We start from the raw sequence: 18,337 nt of genomic DNA on the forward strand, positions 1-18,337 counted from the left end.
AAAGGGAAGTTGTAATAGCTGTTATTGTATCCTAGATGACGAAATAGCAGCAGATAGGAGGTAATAAAACTGAGTACTTTAGCATATATAGCGGGAACATTGATAGCACCAAACTTTGCGGGTTATCTGTTATCAAGGGGACTAACGGATAGAGAAGAAAAGAAATTAATTAAAGAAATAGTAGATATAGTTACTGAATTTAATCGGAATTTTGATGATACTGAGGTTGATAGTAATTATTTTGTAGATTATTTAGAACAGAATAAGATTAGTGACACAATAATACAAAGAGTATTTAATGTTTACAAAACTTCAAAGGAAGATTACGAAGTAATATCCAAGAAATTAGCTCTAGAAGCCGTCGAGTTTGTAAATATTAAGAAAGATAAGTTTGAGCATACGCCCATCAAGAACCTAAGTGATTTTGAAGATTACTTCTCTGAGTTGTTTAAAATACTAGTTGATTTTCGAGAATCGTTATTGAGTATTAAAGAAAAGGCGATTTTATCAATCGTTGATGAGTCAATTGGAAAATCAGAAGGTAATATTATCAAAACTATTGAGGAAAAGCTACGTGAGGATTATTTGTTAGATAGATATAAAAAATATGAGTCAGATGAGCTTATCAAGCCTAGGATAGAGGAATTGAATCAGGAATATAAATCATTGTTTTTTCCGCTGGACAATGAATTTATTAATAGAAACGAATTTTCTCTATGTAGAAATGCAATAGATTCAGGGAACTCTTTGATAATACATGGAAAGGCTGGAAGAGGGAAAAGTGGATGTACAGTAGATATTATTAATTATTGTGAACTACAATCCATACCGTATTTGGCAATTAAATTAGATAAAAGGATTCCGAGTATGAATGCAGAGAAGTGGGGGGAAGATTTAGGATTACCTGAATCGATTGTTCATTGTATTCACAGTGTTTCTGAAAATGAAAGAGCAGTAATTATTTTGGATCAGTTGGATGCGCTACGATGGACACTTGCACATTCTAGAGAAGCTTTATTGGTATGCACTCAAATAATAAATCAAGTAGAGAGATTGAATATAGGAAGAAAAAATAAAATAACCATCGTATTTGTTTGTCGAACCTATGACTTGGAAAATGATAATAATATTAGATCATTATTTAAAAAAGACGATCCAAAAGAGGAAATTGTTCAATGGAATAAGGTTCAGGTTAATGAATTAGATGAGGAATTTGTTAAGGGCTTTGTTGGGAAGCGTTATGAGCAACTTACAAGTAAACTGAAAGATGTACTAAGAATTCCGAGTAATTTATATATATGGGAACAGTTAGATTCGAATAAAGAATATGCGGAATGTTCTACCGCAAGTCATTTGGTATCTGAATGGTGGTGGCAGTTGTCCCAAAAAAGTACTGAATTAGGGTTGGGAGAAGATAATCTAAATCAATTAAAAGAAAAAATGGTAACTTTCTTGGAAAGGTCAGGAAGAATATTTATACCTAAAATGATATTAAATGAAAATAAATCAACATTAGAATTTTTATCTTCAAATGCTTTCTTAATAATTCAAGATAATAAAGTTTCTTTTGCTCATCAATCAATATTAGACTATTTTTTAGCTGAAAAAATGCTTAAGAGATATTATGACGGTGAAGATATTGTAGATATTATTGGAACTAAAGAAAAACAAACCCCCGGAAAAAGATATCAAGTGCAAATGTTTATGCAAAATTTATTTGAGTTTGACAGCCAGGATTTTATTAATGCAGGACAGGAAATGTTTGAAGCAAAGAATATCAGGTATTTTGTTAAATTTGTTTTCCTTGAGGTATTAAACCAAATAGATAAACCCAATCAGGTTATACAAAATTTCATTGTAAATAACTGTGAAAATGAAATTTACAGTAATCATATTATAAATAACGTTATATTTTCGAGAGCTGAGTATATTAGGATTCTTAGGCAATATGGAATATTAGATAAATGGTTTAGTATCCCACCAAAAAAAGTTATTGTTTTAAACTTGCTTGCTAGCATAAGCCCAAATTATGAGACTGATGATATTGCATTCATTGAAAAGTATGCATTTAGGTCACAGGATGATGATCATAAACTTTCTAGATGTTTTTTGCATGATATTAATCAAGATACAGATGAGCTATTTGAATTGCGAATGAAATTTTATCAGAGGTATCCTCATTTGGCAGATACGTATTTTGATTTCAAATCAATGCTTGAAAACTGTGAATTAAGGACATTAAAGTTATTTGCGTTTTTCTTGGAAAATAAAATTAATAGTAAAGGGAGTCAAATTTATAAATATGAAGAAGAATTTTTGAATGAAGACTCTGAAATTCTAATAAATAATGGTGAAGAAGTTTTAAATTTATTATTGCCATATGTTCCGGGGAAAAGTGAGGGGAGCTTGCAGTATAGCGATTGGTCTGGGAGAAATATTCATAAAAGAGGCCTTGAAAGGGCTTGTATTCAAATTATAAAGAAAGCAAATGCAGCAATAATAGTCCGAAAGCCAGAGATGTTTTTTGAACGATATATAGAATTCATGGGTAATGGTAATGAAATATATAACGAAATTATATTAGATGGATTATATAGATTACCAGAGAGATATAGTGATGACGTAATAACTTATTTATGTAGTGATTTTAATAGCAACATATTCGATAAGACAGGTGGTATTGGTGATGAATTATTTCTTGTCAAACGAATATTAGGAAAACATTCAAAATGTTGTAGTGAGAATACTTTTAATACATTGGAAGAACGAGTTTTAAGTTATCTATCACCACAAGCTAAGGATATATATCAAGGTAGAGTTAATTATAATAGAGAAAAAAACGGCAATAAAGTTTATTGGAGTTTTTGGGGTGATTTTCAAAAAGAGATTCTAGAAGTTCTCCCTTATAATCGATTGAGTGTTCAAGCAAAAGATCTAATACGTACTTTAATACGTAAATTCCCTAAAGGGACAACTTTATATAAATATTCAGAGGGACATGGTGGATGGGCAAGTTCACCCGTTGCGGGGAAAAAATTAAATAACAAAAAGTGGCTAGAGATTTTAACTAAATCAAAAATTAATCGTAAAAGTCATTATCGGTGGAAAGAGGTTCCAGGAGGTTTCATTGAGAATTCTATTGAGCAGTTTGCAATAAGCTTTACCAGTGCTGTCTCGGAAGAACCTGAAAGAATGATAAATCTAGTTCTTTCATATAAGGATAAAGTTTTGGATGTATACGTCGACTCATTATTTAGTGGGGTTGCTTATAGTAAGTCTTTGGATAATGTGCCAGTAGAGTTATTAGAAACGATGATTTGGACATATCCATATGATTATACGTCATATCGGGCAAACTACATTTGCTCGCTTATTCAAAACAGGAAAAACGTGAAGTGGTCTCAAAAGGTATTTGATATCCTTAAGGATATTGCGATTAATCATAAAGACCCGCAAATCGGTAAACCAAATGTAACTAATAATGAGGATAAAGAAATGCGTAGCTTTGATATGCTACAAAGTAATGCAATAAACTGTGTAAGGGGGAACGCAGCTCAAGCAATAGCTCAGCTTATATGGAACGACAGTTCTTTGTTTGAACAGTTTAAAGATACAATTGAAAAGTTGGCATTGGATGAAAACCCTGCAGTAAAATTAGCGAGTCTGTTTGCATTAAGTCCTTCGTATAACATTGAAAGAGATTGGGCTTCAGAAATAATTTTAACCCAATTTGAGCAAGATTACAGACTAGCAGGCTTCCATGGTACAAAAAATATGTTCTTTTTGCTGTATCCAAAATATCGTGAACGAGTATTAAAAGTTATTAAAAAATGTTACGATTCCGATGACAAAGAACTAGTTAAAATAGGAGCATATTGTCTATCGGAGATGTATATTTTAAAAAAGGAATTTTCCGATGTAATTATTAGTGTGGATATAATGAGTAGATCACAAGCAGAAGCAGTTCTCTACATGACTATTAATTATTTCAAGTTTGATGAATATAATAAATTAGCAAAGGAAATAATATGTAAGTTCAATGCAAGTACATTAGATCTGGAGTTCCCAATTTCAAGATTATTTTATGATAATCTTATTGATTTAGAGAGAGACAAAGATTTTTTAATCGAAATAATGAGCTCCGGCTTAAGCCGGAGAACAGTGCATGCTTTTGTTCGTTATCTTGAAGAAGAATCAAAATCAGTTGTTGATTATAAAGATATTATTCTTTCGATGAGCAATCATTTAATAAAAAATAGATGCAATACAGATGAAGGTATTTGGGGAGTGGAAGATGAAATTTCTAAGTTGATAATTGGATTATATGATGAATCTTCTGATTCACCGCTACCTGAAATAAAAAGTATTGCGAATGAATGTCTTGATATATGGGATTTAATGTTTGAAAAACAAATTGGGCCAATTAGATCTTTGAGCCAAAAACTGATGGAAAGGTGAGAAGTGTTTATCTGACTTCTATACAAAGCATTATTGCAATTAAAGCTCCATAAGTTTCAGCTCTTCTTTGTAGTACAGCATATTTGGACAGTTGTTTAAAAATTGAGCCAACTAACTGATGAAAAAGTGTATAACTACATTTGAAATTAGAGTAAACCTACCAACACCTATGTATTTCCACATACACTCTTCGCATGTAGTGTGGAAACAATCTTAATACGATACAAAGAAAATGCTAACAATTTGCTAACGCAATCCCATAAAAGGCGGTAACCCCCCGTTAAAGATGTTACAGTAAGTAATATCCAAAACGTTGATTTACCGCACTTTTTGCACCTCTTGTTAACGATGTTACACACTTTCAACTCACGGGCGGCATGATGTAATCACCCTTTAATCCTTTTTTTGAAAGGGTGGAGTGAGTATTATCTATAGCAACGAAAAGGTCTCTCATCGATTCTTAGGAATTGGTGGGAGGCCTTTTTGTGTTTGTACTCTATTACTTTGAGGCGGAAACCGATGAATACCGCTTCTTACGTCGAGCGATGGTCCAGGATTTCACCTGTACGCTCATCACGCAGGAAGTCTCTGAACCTAAATATCCATTCAACTAAATGAGTACAGTATAATAATTCGAAAATATAACTAAGCAGTACGACTATAAATTACTTGGTACACACTACAATGCATAGTTTATATAAAGTTTTAAATAAACAAAAAATTATGTGGATATTAAATCTATTCCAATATATGTATGATATACTAATCTTGAGTTTACTGAATTATTTATCTTCAGTTGTGGTGTCCCTTTATCTGATTGCATTTAAAAGAAAGAGGAGGAGGATGGGAGTGTATTTACAAGATATTTTACCGAAGATGACAAAGATGTATTTGGGGAGAACGGTGGATAGTTTCTTAAAAGATGTTCGTATGGAGACAGAGGAAGAAATGCGTGAAGTAATCTTAAAGAATATTGATGAGTTCCAGAACAAAGAGCGCGTGAAAAGTTATTTGGATTTCAGTAGAGAAGCTCGTGATTTAGCATTATTGAATGAATTGATTTTAATGGCCTTGATGGAAAAGGAAGGATATCTATTGGCTGAGGCCAATCTATATAAAGAAGTCGAGGATATGGAAAAAGCCATTTTAAAACAAAGTCAAGATGATAACTACATGAATCGATTTATCCCTCAAGATGTTAGTAGAATCTACAGTGCTGTTCTAGATGAAGCATGGAAAAAGGACGAGTCTTTGAATGAACATGAGATTAATATATTAAATGTTCTAAGACGAGAGTTGGATTTAACTATACGTGATCATTATTTATTAGAGAGTAAAATCGGAAGATTCCCACAGAAAAACAACGTTTTACATACACACCAGCAAATCAGTAGATCATTAATTAATTTGCAAACCCGGGGCCTAATATTAAGGTTCAAAGATGATGCATCATATTATATTATTCCTAAAGATATTGCTCGTGTCTTGCGTTATGAAATGGGTGGAGAACTAAGGAATGAAGTATATGAAACACTTTTGAATGATTTAAGTGTTACCCAACTAAGAGAGATTCTGCAGCATTTAGACTTTAACGTGAGTGGAGTTAAAGAAAGTGTGATTGCAAGAATCCTTGAACATAATATCTTACCTTCTACTGCATTGAAAGTTTTTGGTACCAAGGAGTTGTCGGATATTCTAAGAAAGTTAGAAGGGGCAAGAGTCAGTGGTACTAAAAAAGAGAAAATCCAAAACATCATAGATTATTATGAAATGTTATCTTCCCCAACATCATCCGACCCAACAGATGACAGGTCAAGGCTCTTTGACTTCTACGAGGAGTTGGCTGCAAGAGATTATAAAACACTTCGTGTAAACAAAGTGATAGATAAAGATATAGAGGTGGATAATTACTTTGAAGAAGCGACGCGTTATATTTTTGAACGTAAGTTTGGAATGAATGTTTTAGCGATGGAAGGAACAAGGCATGCAGATGGGAAATTACAATTTAGTAAGCAAGAAGTAGTTTTATGGGACAACAAGAGTACAGAAGGAGCCTATCAATTCCCTGAGAACCACTTCAACCAGTTTTTAAGATATATTCGTTCGGAAAAGATGCGCGTAACATTATTTTTAATTATTGTGCAAGATTATACGAAAGAGGCAGTAGCTCAAGCTCAGAAATTAAAAGCTTTTTCTGAGGAAGATACAGACATTGCGTTAATTAAAGCTACTGATTTAAAATATGTTGCTGATCACTGGCAAGAATTTTCGGATCAGAAGCAACCGGCATTTAGCTTGCAAGTATTTAATATGACAGGTGAGTTAACTAGGAACATGTTGTTGAGTCGGATGGAATGGGCACTAAAAGGGGTGTTGAAAGTGTAATTGGTGTAAGATGCTTCAATCAATTCAGTTTATAGAATGAAAAATTGGAATAACTATGGTGCTTGGCACTTATATACTTATGAAATTTCAAATGTTTATGTTTGTTTCGGTTGATGTGATTGTTTGAGTGCCTGGCACCTTTATTGAATTCAATTGTTTTTTCAGTCCTAAAGATATAACGTTGTCATAGCAATGGTTTGGAAAAGTTGTATAACTATATGATGTAACCGCTTGAATGAGCGGCATGATGTAAGAAATTCTCAAAACCCTTGTATTACGTAAGGTAGAGGATAGAACATCAAGCAAGGCTATTTATTTTTCATAAGCACCATGAAATCATTTTTAATTAAGAAGGTCTTTCATCAATTCATTGAATTGGCGAAAGACCTTTTTTCTAATCGGCTTGTTATATGTCATGCGGATACTTCAAGAACTTCTCTCCAATGCGAAAAAAGTTAAGTTGAAATCGTGGTATCAATTGTAGATTTTGGGGAATTATATAAACGGATGTGAAGTACCTCTTATGCCTTATTTTAGAGCCACAGTGCTTCTTTGCAATTTCATAATTCGGAATTTATGAACATTGTTAGTTAGAGGTTCAATGCTTTGAATTCGAAATATTATTGGAGTACGATAATATTTGTAAGACGGTGTTTACAGAAAAAAAGAATGGAGTGTTTTACATGACAAACAAGCAAAGTTCATTTCACATGCCATCTGTAAATTTATTCGGTCAAGGATCTGTAAATGAAGTAGGAACAAGATTAGCTGGCCTAGGTGCCAAGAAAACATTATTAGTAACAGATGCAGGATTACATGGTTTAGGAATTTCAGAAAGTATTGCAAATATAATTCGCGAAGCTGGCGTGGAAGTTGCGATTTTCCCAAAAGCAGAACCGAACCCTACGGATAAAAACGTAGAAGAAGGACTCAAAGCTTATAAAGCTGAGAATTGCGACAGTGTTGTTACACTTGGTGGCGGCAGCTCGCACGACGCAGGTAAAGGTATTGGAATCGTCGCTGCAAATGGCGGCAGAATCCATGATTATGAAGGTGTAGATGTATCTGAAAAACCAATGGTACCTTTAATTGCGATTAATACAACTGCCGGTACTGGTAGTGAAGTAACCAAATTCACGATTATTACTGATACTGCACGTAAAGTCAAAATGGCGATTGTAGATAAACATGTTACACCGACATTATCTATCAATGACCCGGAATTAATGATTGGTATGCCACCTGCATTAACAGCAGCAACAGGCTTAGATGCGTTGACTCATGCCGTAGAAGCATATGTTTCTACAGCAGCAACACCAATTACAGACGCTCTTGCGATCCAAGCCATTAAAATCATTCCAAAATATTTACCAAAAGCGGTTGCGAATGGACAAGACATTGAAGCCCGCGAACAAATGGTTTATGCACAATCATTAGCAGGAATGGCATTTAACAATGCTTCGCTTGGATACGTACATGCGATTGCCCATCAATTCGGTGGATTCTATAACTACCCACATGGTGTATGTAATGCGATCTTACTACCACATGTATGTAAGTTCAACTTGATTTCAAGAGAAGAACGCTTTGCAGACATTGCAGCGGCTTTAGGTGAAAACGTCGATGGATTAAGTACTCGTGAAGCAGCTGAAAAAGGAATTGCAAAAATCGAGCAAATGGCTAAAGATTTAGGCATTCCTAGCGGTTTCGCAGAGCTGGGTGCTAAAGAAGAAGACATTGAAACATTGGCTACAAACGCGATGAAAGATGCCACTGCAGCAACTAACCCACGTAAGCCTAAATTACAAGAAGTAATGGAAATAATTAAAAACGCTATGTGATTTGTAACAATCATTAGTGGGAAACGAACCAAAAATAAATAAAGCACTCGGGATATTGCGTACGCAATATCCCGAGTGCTTTTTTAAAAAATGCATAAAGTTTTGCTAATGAGAGGAGTGGTATACTAGCAAATAGCTAATTACATGCAGCTGATTAAAAAGATGGTTAGGAGATAAAAGGTATGACATACGCATTAGAAATAAAAGATCTAAAAAAAGTATATATGGGCGGTGTCAAGGCTTTGCGTGGCATCGATTTGAAAGTGGAAGAAGGAGACTTCTACGCTCTCTTGGGTCCTAACGGTGCCGGCAAATCTACGACTATCGGGATTGTGACATCCCTCGTCAATAAGACATCAGGAAAAGTTAATGTCTTCGGCTATGATATGGACACACACTTAATGCAGGTCAAGCTGCAGATCGGTCTGGTACCTCAAGAGTTCAACTTTAGTCCTTTTGAAACGGTCCAGCAGATTGTGTTGAACCAGGCGGGTTATTATGGCGTGCCAAGGAAAGAGGCATTAAAGCGCAGCGAAAAGTACTTGAAGCAGTCTGATTTATGGGAGAAAAGAAATGTTCAGGCACGGATGCTTTCTGGAGGGATGAAACGCCGACTGATGATCTCTCGCGCCTTGATGCATGAACCGCGTCTACTCATTCTTGATGAGCCGACGGCCGGTGTGGACATTGAATTGAGACGAGAAATGTGGACGTTTTTGAAAGAGTTGAATGCAAATGGCACGACGATTATTCTGACAACACATTACTTGGAAGAAGCGGAGATGTTGTGTCGCAACATTGGAATCATTCAAAATGGGCAGCTGATTGAAGATACCAGTATGAAATCATTGCTGGCTAAGCTCCAATTTGAAACAATTATTTTAGATATCGAAGCTTCAGGACGGGTGCCGGTGATCAAAGGCTATAAAAGTGAACTCACGGACGAAGGAACCCTTTCTGTGGAGGTAGCGCGTGATCAAGGGATCAACGAAGTATTTAACCAATTGACAGAACAAGGAATTAAAGTATTGTCCATGCGCAACAAGTCCAATCGATTAGAAGAGTTATTTTTAAAACTTACAGAAGAAACGGCAGTGGGGGATGTACATGTTTAAACTATATTTTACAGCATTAAAAGGTTTGGCAGTCAAAGAAACGAACCGCTATCTTAGGATCTGGGTCCAAACATTGGTACCGCCGGTCATCACAACTTTCTTGTACTTTATCATTTTCGGGAATTTGATTGGCAAACGGATTGGCGAGATGGAAGGATTCTCCTACATGGAGTTTATAGTCCCTGGATTGATCATGATGTCAGTCATCACGAGTTCCTACTCAAATGTCTCTTCATCATTTTTTTCACAAAAGTTTCAAAAGAACATTGAAGAACTATTGGTTGCCCCTGTACCGACTCATATCATTATCTGGGGCTTTGTGATTGGAGGACTAGGAAGAAGTATTCTGGTGGGGATACTGGTCACGATTATCTCTCTGTTTTTTGTTCCGTTGCAAGTCTACTCTTGGAGCATTGTCGTCTTGACGCTTTTGATGACGTCTATTTTGTTCTCATTGGCAGGACTGTTGAACGGTATTTTTGCAAAATCATTTGACGATGTGTCTATTGTTCCTACGTTTATTCTTCAGCCGTTGACCTATTTAGGCGGCGTGTTTTTTGCAATCTCGATGTTGCCTCCGTTTTGGCAGGTTGTATCAAAGTTCAATCCGATTGTTTATATGATTTCGGGATTCCGATTCGGGATTCTCGGCGTAGTCGACGTTCCCATTTTATTCTCTGTTCTCATTTCGATTATCTTTGTTATTTTGCTTTATGCAATCAATTGGTATCTGATTGAAAAAGGCCGTGGGCTGAGAAGTTGACATCTTTTGTGCTTATTCAACAACCTCTTAAAAGCAGTGATAAATTCAAACTACCTTAGTAATAGCTCTAGGAGTGTCACCTTAATCGGGGCCTTAGCTCAATACAGTTTTTTCCACCACCAATCACAACCATAACGGTAGACTGGTACAAACTATGGTATTTTTGATAAAAGACTTGAAATACACGTTGCACATAATTCGGTTATATTTGATTGTAGGTTTGAGCAAAGTGAACATTCAGCAGACCTAAAAGCTCTTCTATCCTCTGACACTAATTTGAAAAACCATGACAGTATTGTATACTTTCCAAAATAGATATTACAGCGTCAACCTCGTAATTTGAGGTTGGCGTTTTTTGATTTTATTGGGTGCTGCACAGGCATAGTTTTTACTCCACTCTTTATTTATTTGCAAACCATTAACATTCCTCAGTAGTACAACTAAAAATATCAACTATACTAGGTATGTGCACAATTTTTAGAGTAACAAAAACTGTGAAACAACTATACGGAGGTAGATTATTATTAAAGCAATGATGAAATTTAAAATTATTTTTGTACTTGTACTTCTTCTTCAATTTGTTGCAGTTCCATTCCAATCGTCAGCGGCAGAAACTGACGCGAATACAACTACGCAGGTCATGCCCATCAATTATTTGGCGCTGGGTGATTCGCTTGCTTTCGGGATTGGTTCCGATGGTTTACCGGGAAAAGGGTATCCCGATTTTCTTGCACAATCGTTACATGAAACAAATGTATTAAAGTCTTCTAATAAGGGCTTTTCATTTCCAGGCTACACAGCTACAAATGTTATAAAAGACTTGAAAGCGAATGTTACCAAGCCGGTCTCAGGAATCGGACATGAAGTAAAAAGTGCGGAGCTTCATAAATCTATTGCAGAAGCTGATTTAATCACAATTAGCGTTGGCGCGAATGATGTACTGAGTTATTTTAAAGTGGATCCTGCAACGGGATTACCGAATATTGACTTACCTGGTCTGGCAGCTGCAATCCAAGAAGTAGGCGTAAATTATAATGCAATTTTAACGTCTATTTACGCTGTTAATCCTAATGTCCAAGTCTATGTAATGGGTTATTATAATCCGTTCCCTCACCTTTCACCTAAAATTCAACCACAACTAGCACAGTTACTTGTCGGGTTGAATGGTGCGATTGAAGCGGGGATGTCAGGAACAAGTGCCATCTTTGTTCCAACAGCAGATGCGATCGCTGCTGATTTCGCCGCACACTTGCCAAATCCACAAAACATTCACTTAAGCGAAGCGGGTTATAAAGTAGTAGCCGCACAATTTAACAATCAAATCAAGAAAAGTTATAAGTGGATTGTAAAAGATACAACTACTCCGGAAGTACCGTCTCCAGAGAAACCAGCGCCTGAAGTTCCAACACCGGCAATTTTCTCTGATATTGAAAATCACTGGGCGAAAGAATTTATTGAAAAAGCGGTGGGTGCAAAGACCGTTTCAGGTTATGCGGACGGCACATTTAAACCCGAGAACAAGTTAACACGTGCGCAAGCTACATCCATTCTTGCACGTACACTTGGACTTAAAGCAGACAAGGCTGCTCCGTTCAATGACATCGCACATTATGCGAAAGATACACAAGAAGAAATCGCGGCAGCCTATCAAGTTGGAATTGTGAAAGGCAACGATGGACAATTCAATCCCACTGATTTTGTAACACGTGCCCAACTTGCATTAATGGTGAAGCGTGCTTATGAAGTAGTGAAGCAAGAGCCTTACATTGCGAATGAACTGGCTCCTTATACGGACGTCGCAAAGTATAATATTGAAACTCAACATGCGATTTCTATGTTACATGCATTTGGCATTGCGAATGGAATGGATGGTAAATTCATGCCTGGTGAAGCAACAACACGTGCTCAAGCAACAAAGATATTCGTGAACTATACAGCAGTCATTCAGTAAAAGTTCAACTTTCGCACCTGCAAAATAAGCATCACCCGTTGAGTGCCTTGAACTTGAAGAATATCTAGTGTAGCCTATCCAATCATCACGTCTGACGTTCCGTATAAAAAGGCGAGTTATATTATATGACAGTAGAAGATACTAGTAGCGCAGATGGTAGAAGGAACCAATTAGAAAATTATTTATTGCGAAATGAATTCTTCAAACTAAAGTAGAATATACTCTACAATCAGACTCTCAAAAGTCTGGCTGTAGAGTATTTTTGTGTTGAATTTTAAAAATACATAGGTGGAGATAAAGGAGATAGAACTTACCATCTAGAATAACCTATACAATGAAGGAAAAAAGTTGGAAGTGGTGTGATAAATATGGTCTGGTTGGATTCAAAAATAGCGGTGCCAAAAGCCACATTACAAACAGTTGATCGAAATAGATTAATTGATTTACTGCATACTAGTGGTCCTAGAAGATTAACGATTGTACGTGCACCTGCAGGATATGGAAAGTCAACGCTGATTAGTCAATGGGTGACGCAACTTCACGAACACATTGTTTGGCTTTCAATAGATGAAACGGACAATGACCCCATCCGTTTTTGGAAATATGTCATACGTGCGGTTTCTGAAATCGCTGTGGGAGAGACAAAGTTACACATGCTCGCCCTATTCAATGAGCAGTCGCCATTGGAAGTATTAATTGATTCCTTTATGAATGAAATCGAATCGTTTCAGGGGAATATTCATATCGTCATGGATGATTATCATGTAATCGTAAATCCTGTAATTCACGATATAATGGCGCGGTTTATAGATTATTTACCTACAAATACGTATGTATATTTGACAAGTCGTACAGATCTTCCACTTCCCTTTGCTAAATGGAGGGTAAAAGGATGGCTTACCGAAATTGGAGTAGATCAGCTACGATTTACTTATGATGAAGTAGAACGTTATTATGTAGAACATCAAATACCTTATGATAATACTGAATTGCTTTCACAGGTATTCCGCAAGACAGAAGGATGGGCAGCAGGTCTTCAATTAGTTGGTCTTGCGGGGAAGTATTCCACAACAGACATTATGGATACTACTGGATTTAATCATCCACATCCATTCGCAACGGAGTTTTTGTTGCAAGAAATTCTAGCATCACTCCCTCCTATTGAACAGGATTTTCTTTTGCGTACGTCTATCCTGGATCAATTGGATCATACGATTTGTGACGCGTTAACCAATCGGGATGATAGTCTTCAGATATTGTTGGAATTGGAGAAAAAAGGTCTTTTTATTATTCGTTTACATGACAGTAAACCGATTTTCCGCTTTCATCATTTATTTGCAGATGCTTTACAAGTGGAATTGATGCATCGTTATTCGGATGAAGTTGTTTCTTTATTGTACCAAGATGCGGCAGCAAGTTTACTTAAGAAAGGTGATTTTAATTCCGCGATTGAACTCGCTTTGAAGGGGCAGTTATATGAAGTGGCGGATACATTGATTACAGCCCATCTATTAGAAATCTTTACAATAGGGCAAACTTCAACATTCAATCGTTGGATGCAAGTCTTGCGCGATAATGACTATTTGGTCAATGTTGAAACACTAGTCATGTATGTCATCACATTAGCTACCAGTTACGAAATGGAAGAAGCGAGCCGATTAATCATGGAATTGGACCAGCTACATGAAGTAGATCAATGGATGGACTCAGAAGACTATCGGGGCATGGGAAGTATTTTAGATACCATACGTGCGTTCGTGTTGTTGGCAGGCGGTAAGGATATTGACCAATCAATGAAGATTATAGGTGAACAATTGGATAAAGGACGGACAAGCTCGAGATGGGATGACATTCCCATGCAATATAACTGGCTTGAACCGACGCTTTTGCGGACAAGTGTGGGCGGAAGAGGTAAGTTATTGTGGCCTGATGAAATACTGCCTTTACTTGCGTTTTTTCAAGAAGCAGACACGAAAGAGAAAAATATGACTGGTTTTGCTTATGGTGTTGCAGCGGAGACTTCTTTTCACAGAAATGCATTGGACCAATCATTATTAGAATTGGAAGCTGCATTACAGTTCGGCCATCACTTCAAAGATCCGGGATTATATATACCGATGTATATTTTGAAAGCAAGGGTTTATGTATCCAAAAACCAATTTGTTGAAGCGCATGCAGTTTTAGAGTATGCATTGGAGACAACAACCGAAAGACATTGGCTAGATTCATTGCGGACTATGGAAGCATATGTTTACTTGCTCGAAGGGAATATACTGCAGGCGGAACAGAAACTCTTTGCGTCAACCGGACTCAACAATCCAACTGCAGAGTCTGAAAAAGAATTTTGGTTGTTGATGACTGCCCGTCTTTTATTGGCTAAAGGGCAGGCGGCAGATGCATTAAAGAGGACGATCAGAGTGAAAGAAATCGCATTAAAGGAAAGGCAAGTCCTAACAATCATTGAAGCAACGATACTGGAAGCGGTGTGTCAAGTAGATTTAGGGAATGAAGAGGCGGCATTTCTCACATTACACAATGCGTTGAAAGAGGGTGCGCCGTACGGTTATAGCAGAATATTCCTAGATGAAATGACTGTCATGTCATTGTTGGGTAAATATTTGAAAATGAGACGACTTGGTTTAAGTGCGAAGTGGGATACTGTACCCATAACCTATGTGGAAAAATTGATTGCGGAAAGTCAAATAGAGCCGGTTGAGAACCCGATGTTGGCTAGTTTAACACCACGTGAGCGGAGTTTACTAGACCTGGTCGCAACAGGCGCTACGAATAGTGAAATTGCACAAGAGTTGTTATTGTCTGAGGGAACTGTGCGTGTCTATTTGACGAATGTTTACAGCAAACTCGGTGTGAATTCACGAACAAAGGCGATATTGGTGGCTAAAGGAGAAGCGTATTAGAAACAAAAGACAAATTCTTTTGAAACTGTAACTAGTAAATAATGATGAAAAACGGTCTAATGCTTACCATTTGAGTATAAGACCGTTTTTTCGTGTACTCAATTCAATGGCCCTAACTTTCCTAAAAATAGCTAACGAGATTTTTTTGGTTAACATAATTTATAATTGGAAACATATCCATTATTGATATAATAGTATATTAACTATACTGAATAGTTCGAAGGGTATTAAGATACTAATAGCAGAAAGGAGAGTGATTTATATCGTTTGGTTGCGTTCGAAAATAACTGCTCCACGAACAACACTGGAAGCAGTTGGACGACCTCGTTTAGTTGACTCGCTGCAATATAATGAACTTAGAAAATTGACGATTGTTCGGGCGCCGGCAGGTTATGGAAAAACAACGCTTTTAAGCCAGTTGATTAGTCAGCTTGAGGAACCAGTTGCCTGGTTGTCCATCGATGCCAATGATAATGACCCCATTCGTTTTTGGACATATGTTATCCGTTCTGTTTCTAACATAGTTACAAAAGACGAGGATTCAAAGGTCATTACTCAATTTAATGTACAGTCTCCGCTAGAATGGTTAATCGACTCTTTTTTGAATGAAATTGCATTGGTTCAAGAAAGAATTGTTATCGTTATGGATGATTATCACTTAATTGAAAGTCCTATTATTCATACAATGATGGCGCGATTTATCGACTATTTACCTGGTAACATTCGTTTATTAATAGCGAGTCGAACGGATTTACCATTACCATTTGCAGAGTGGCGTGTTCAAGAATCGTTAACTGAAATCGGTGTGGATCAGTTACGCTTTACCTATGAAGAAGCTGAGCTCTTTTACAAGAAACGAAGATTGGACTATGAAGATACTGAATCGCTTAAACGTTTAATGCAAATGACTGAAGGTTGGGCAGCGGGTATTCAGTTGGCAGTTCTTTCGGGAGGGATATCTGCAGAGGTTCACTCAGTTAGTACTCAATTGAATAGTAAGTATCCATTCATTACAGAATTTTTATTGCAAGAAATCTTTGCACCTCTTTCTTCATCAGAACAGGACTTCCTTGTGCGTACTTCCATTTTGAAGCAGTTAGAGCCCGCGATATGCGATGCAATCACCAATCGGACGGATAGTCACAATATGTTGTTGGAATTTGAAAAAAAGGGGTTATTTATTTTTCGTTTACATTCGGACGAACCCGTTTTTCGCTATCATCATTTATTTGAAGATGCCTTGAAAATTGAACTGCACCATCGTTATTCACAAAAGGCTGTCGCTTCATTTTATGAAGAAGTGACAATGATTTTATTCGAACGGGGCGATATTGTTTCTGCGATTGAACTTTTACTGCGAGGGCAGCTGTGGGCTGAAGCGGATAAGTGGATATCTGTTTATCTAATTGAGGTCTTCGAATTGGGGCAAGTATCAGCTTTCATTCGTTGGGTACAAGTTCTGCGAAATCATCATTATTTAGTCAATATAGAAACGCTCGTCATGTATATGATTGCATTATCTAACATCTATGAAATCGAGAAAGCGAGGCGGCTTATTGATGAGTTAGAGCTTAGAAATGAAGTGGATCAATGGATGGAAACAGAGGAGTATGAAGGGATAGCTAGCATTTTTGTGACGGCTAAGGCATTTGTTATTTTCGCTGGTGGTGGAGCTATTGAACTAGCAAAAGCGCTAATTACTACCCAATTAAAGGTTGGACGAGTAAGTTCGAAGTGGGATCATATCCCGATGCAATATAATCAACTCGAAGCCCGGACATTAAGGACGTCTATTGGGGGGAGAGGCAAGCTTTGGCCGAAGGAAGTAGTCATGCCCTTTCTCGACTTATTTAGGCAGACTGAATTTAAAGAACAGAATATGACGGGATTTGGTTATGGTGTGCAAGCAGAAACATTGTATGAACATGATGATATAGATGAGGCGTTGATCGAACTTGAAACTGCTTTACAATATGGCCATCGTTTTCAAGATCCGGGATTGTATATTCCGATGTATATCCTAAAAAGTCGTATTTATGCAATGAGAAAAATGTTTGTAGATGCATATTCAATTCTGGATTATGCGATGAGTACTATAAAGGAACAACACTGGATTGATTTGTTGCGTGTAATGAAAGCCTATTGTTACTTACTTGAAGGCAATGTTTCGCAAGCAGAATGGGAACTTTCGAAGTCGACAGGGTTGGATTATCTACAAGCTGAGTCAGAAAATGAGTTCTGGTTACTGGTGCATGTAAGACTTTTATTAGCGAAAGGACAAGCAGGTGAAGCATTAAAAACAACTATACGAATAAAAGAAAAAGCACTGCAGGAAAGACAAGTATCGACAATTATAGAGGCTGGGGTACTTGAGGCGGTTTGTCAAATGAGGTTATCGAATGAAGATGCAGCATTGGTAGCATTGCACGGCGCATTAAAATACGGTGAAATTTATAATTATAAAAGGACATTTCTCGACGAAGTAAGTATCGAGCCTTTAATGAGGAAGTACTTGAAGGTACATCAGAAAGGCATCCATGATCATTGGGACTTTATACCGCTCGTTTATATTGAACAAGTCATAGTGAGTAATCAACATAACCAAGTGATGGACACGCTTAGACCACGCGAACGGGAAATCTTGAGATTATTGGCAGATGGTGCTTCAAATAGGGAAATTGCCAGCAAGTTGACGCTTACGGAAGGAACTGTGCGTATTTATTTATCAGAGATTTATAGTAAACTGGGTGTGAATTCACGAACAAAAGCAATTTTGGCAGCCAGGGAAGAATAATAGAGGGATTCTAGTTTATTAGAATCCCATCCAGTTTTGGATAACTATATTCCGCAGCAAATATTCTTCCATTATCTAATGTATTTTCGGAAGTGTCGGGGATTATTTCCTC

Annotated in this window: 8 protein-coding genes; all 8 read left to right on the top strand. The window is 36.9% G+C overall.

All coding sequences use genetic code 11. From position 1 onward, the window contains the following. Nucleotides 1-99: 99 nt before the first annotated feature. The gene (locus Q1J64_RS00425) at nucleotides 100-4,458 is read left to right on the top strand and encodes a hypothetical protein (protein WP_301107120.1); all 4,359 of its coding nucleotides are present in this window, start codon (nucleotides 100-102) and stop codon (nucleotides 4,456-4,458) included. Between the two features lie 849 nt (nucleotides 4,459-5,307). Continuing rightward, nucleotides 5,308-6,843 (top strand): SAP domain-containing protein, encoded by a 1,536-nt coding sequence (locus tag Q1J64_RS00430; protein ID WP_301107121.1) that lies wholly within the window; start codon nucleotides 5,308-5,310, stop codon nucleotides 6,841-6,843. 683 nt (nucleotides 6,844-7,526) lie between these two features. Beyond that, the gene (locus Q1J64_RS00435; RefSeq protein WP_301107122.1) at nucleotides 7,527-8,684 is read left to right on the top strand and encodes an iron-containing alcohol dehydrogenase; all 1,158 of its coding nucleotides are present in this window, start codon (nucleotides 7,527-7,529) and stop codon (nucleotides 8,682-8,684) included. Nucleotides 8,685-8,866: 182 nt separating this feature from the next. Next, complete coding sequence (locus Q1J64_RS00440; RefSeq protein ID WP_301107123.1) at nucleotides 8,867-9,799, top strand: ABC transporter ATP-binding protein; 933 nt, start codon at nucleotides 8,867-8,869, stop codon at nucleotides 9,797-9,799. Beyond that, on the top strand, nucleotides 9,792-10,562 hold the full coding sequence (locus Q1J64_RS00445; protein WP_301107124.1) for an ABC transporter permease: 771 nt from the start codon (nucleotides 9,792-9,794) through the stop codon (nucleotides 10,560-10,562). The genes Q1J64_RS00440 and Q1J64_RS00445 overlap by 8 nt, the downstream gene beginning before the upstream one ends. Before the next feature lie 532 nt (nucleotides 10,563-11,094). Then, complete coding sequence (locus Q1J64_RS00450) at nucleotides 11,095-12,513, top strand: S-layer homology domain-containing protein (protein ID WP_301107125.1); 1,419 nt, start codon at nucleotides 11,095-11,097, stop codon at nucleotides 12,511-12,513. 368 nt (nucleotides 12,514-12,881) lie between these two features. Beyond that, nucleotides 12,882-15,431, top strand: coding sequence for a winged helix-turn-helix domain-containing protein (locus tag Q1J64_RS00455; protein ID WP_301107126.1), 2,550 nt, complete (start codon nucleotides 12,882-12,884; stop codon nucleotides 15,429-15,431). A gap of 253 nt (nucleotides 15,432-15,684) precedes the next feature. After that, entirely contained in the window at nucleotides 15,685-18,225 is a 2,541-nt protein-coding gene (locus Q1J64_RS00460) for a winged helix-turn-helix domain-containing protein (RefSeq protein ID WP_301107127.1), read from the top strand. Nucleotides 18,226-18,337 lie beyond the last annotated feature (112 nt).

The sequence above is a fragment of the Sporosarcina sp. genome, from assembly GCF_029257255.1.
Lineage (GTDB): Bacteria > Bacillota > Bacilli > Bacillales_A > Planococcaceae > Sporosarcina.

Bases quoted from the DNA above. Each gene is read 5' to 3' on its own strand.
- Q1J64_RS00440 (WP_301107123.1), top strand. From the start codon at position 8,867: ATGACATACGCATTAGAAATAAAAGATCTAAAAAAAGTATATATGGGC.
- Q1J64_RS00445 (WP_301107124.1), top strand. From the start codon at position 9,792: ATGTTTAAACTATATTTTACAGCATTAAAAGGTTTGGCAGTCAAAGAA.
- Q1J64_RS00450 (WP_301107125.1), top strand. From the start codon at position 11,095: ATGATGAAATTTAAAATTATTTTTGTACTTGTACTTCTTCTTCAATTT.
- Q1J64_RS00435 (WP_301107122.1), top strand. From the start codon at position 7,527: ATGACAAACAAGCAAAGTTCATTTCACATGCCATCTGTAAATTTATTC.
- Q1J64_RS00455 (WP_301107126.1), top strand. From the start codon at position 12,882: ATGGTCTGGTTGGATTCAAAAATAGCGGTGCCAAAAGCCACATTACAA.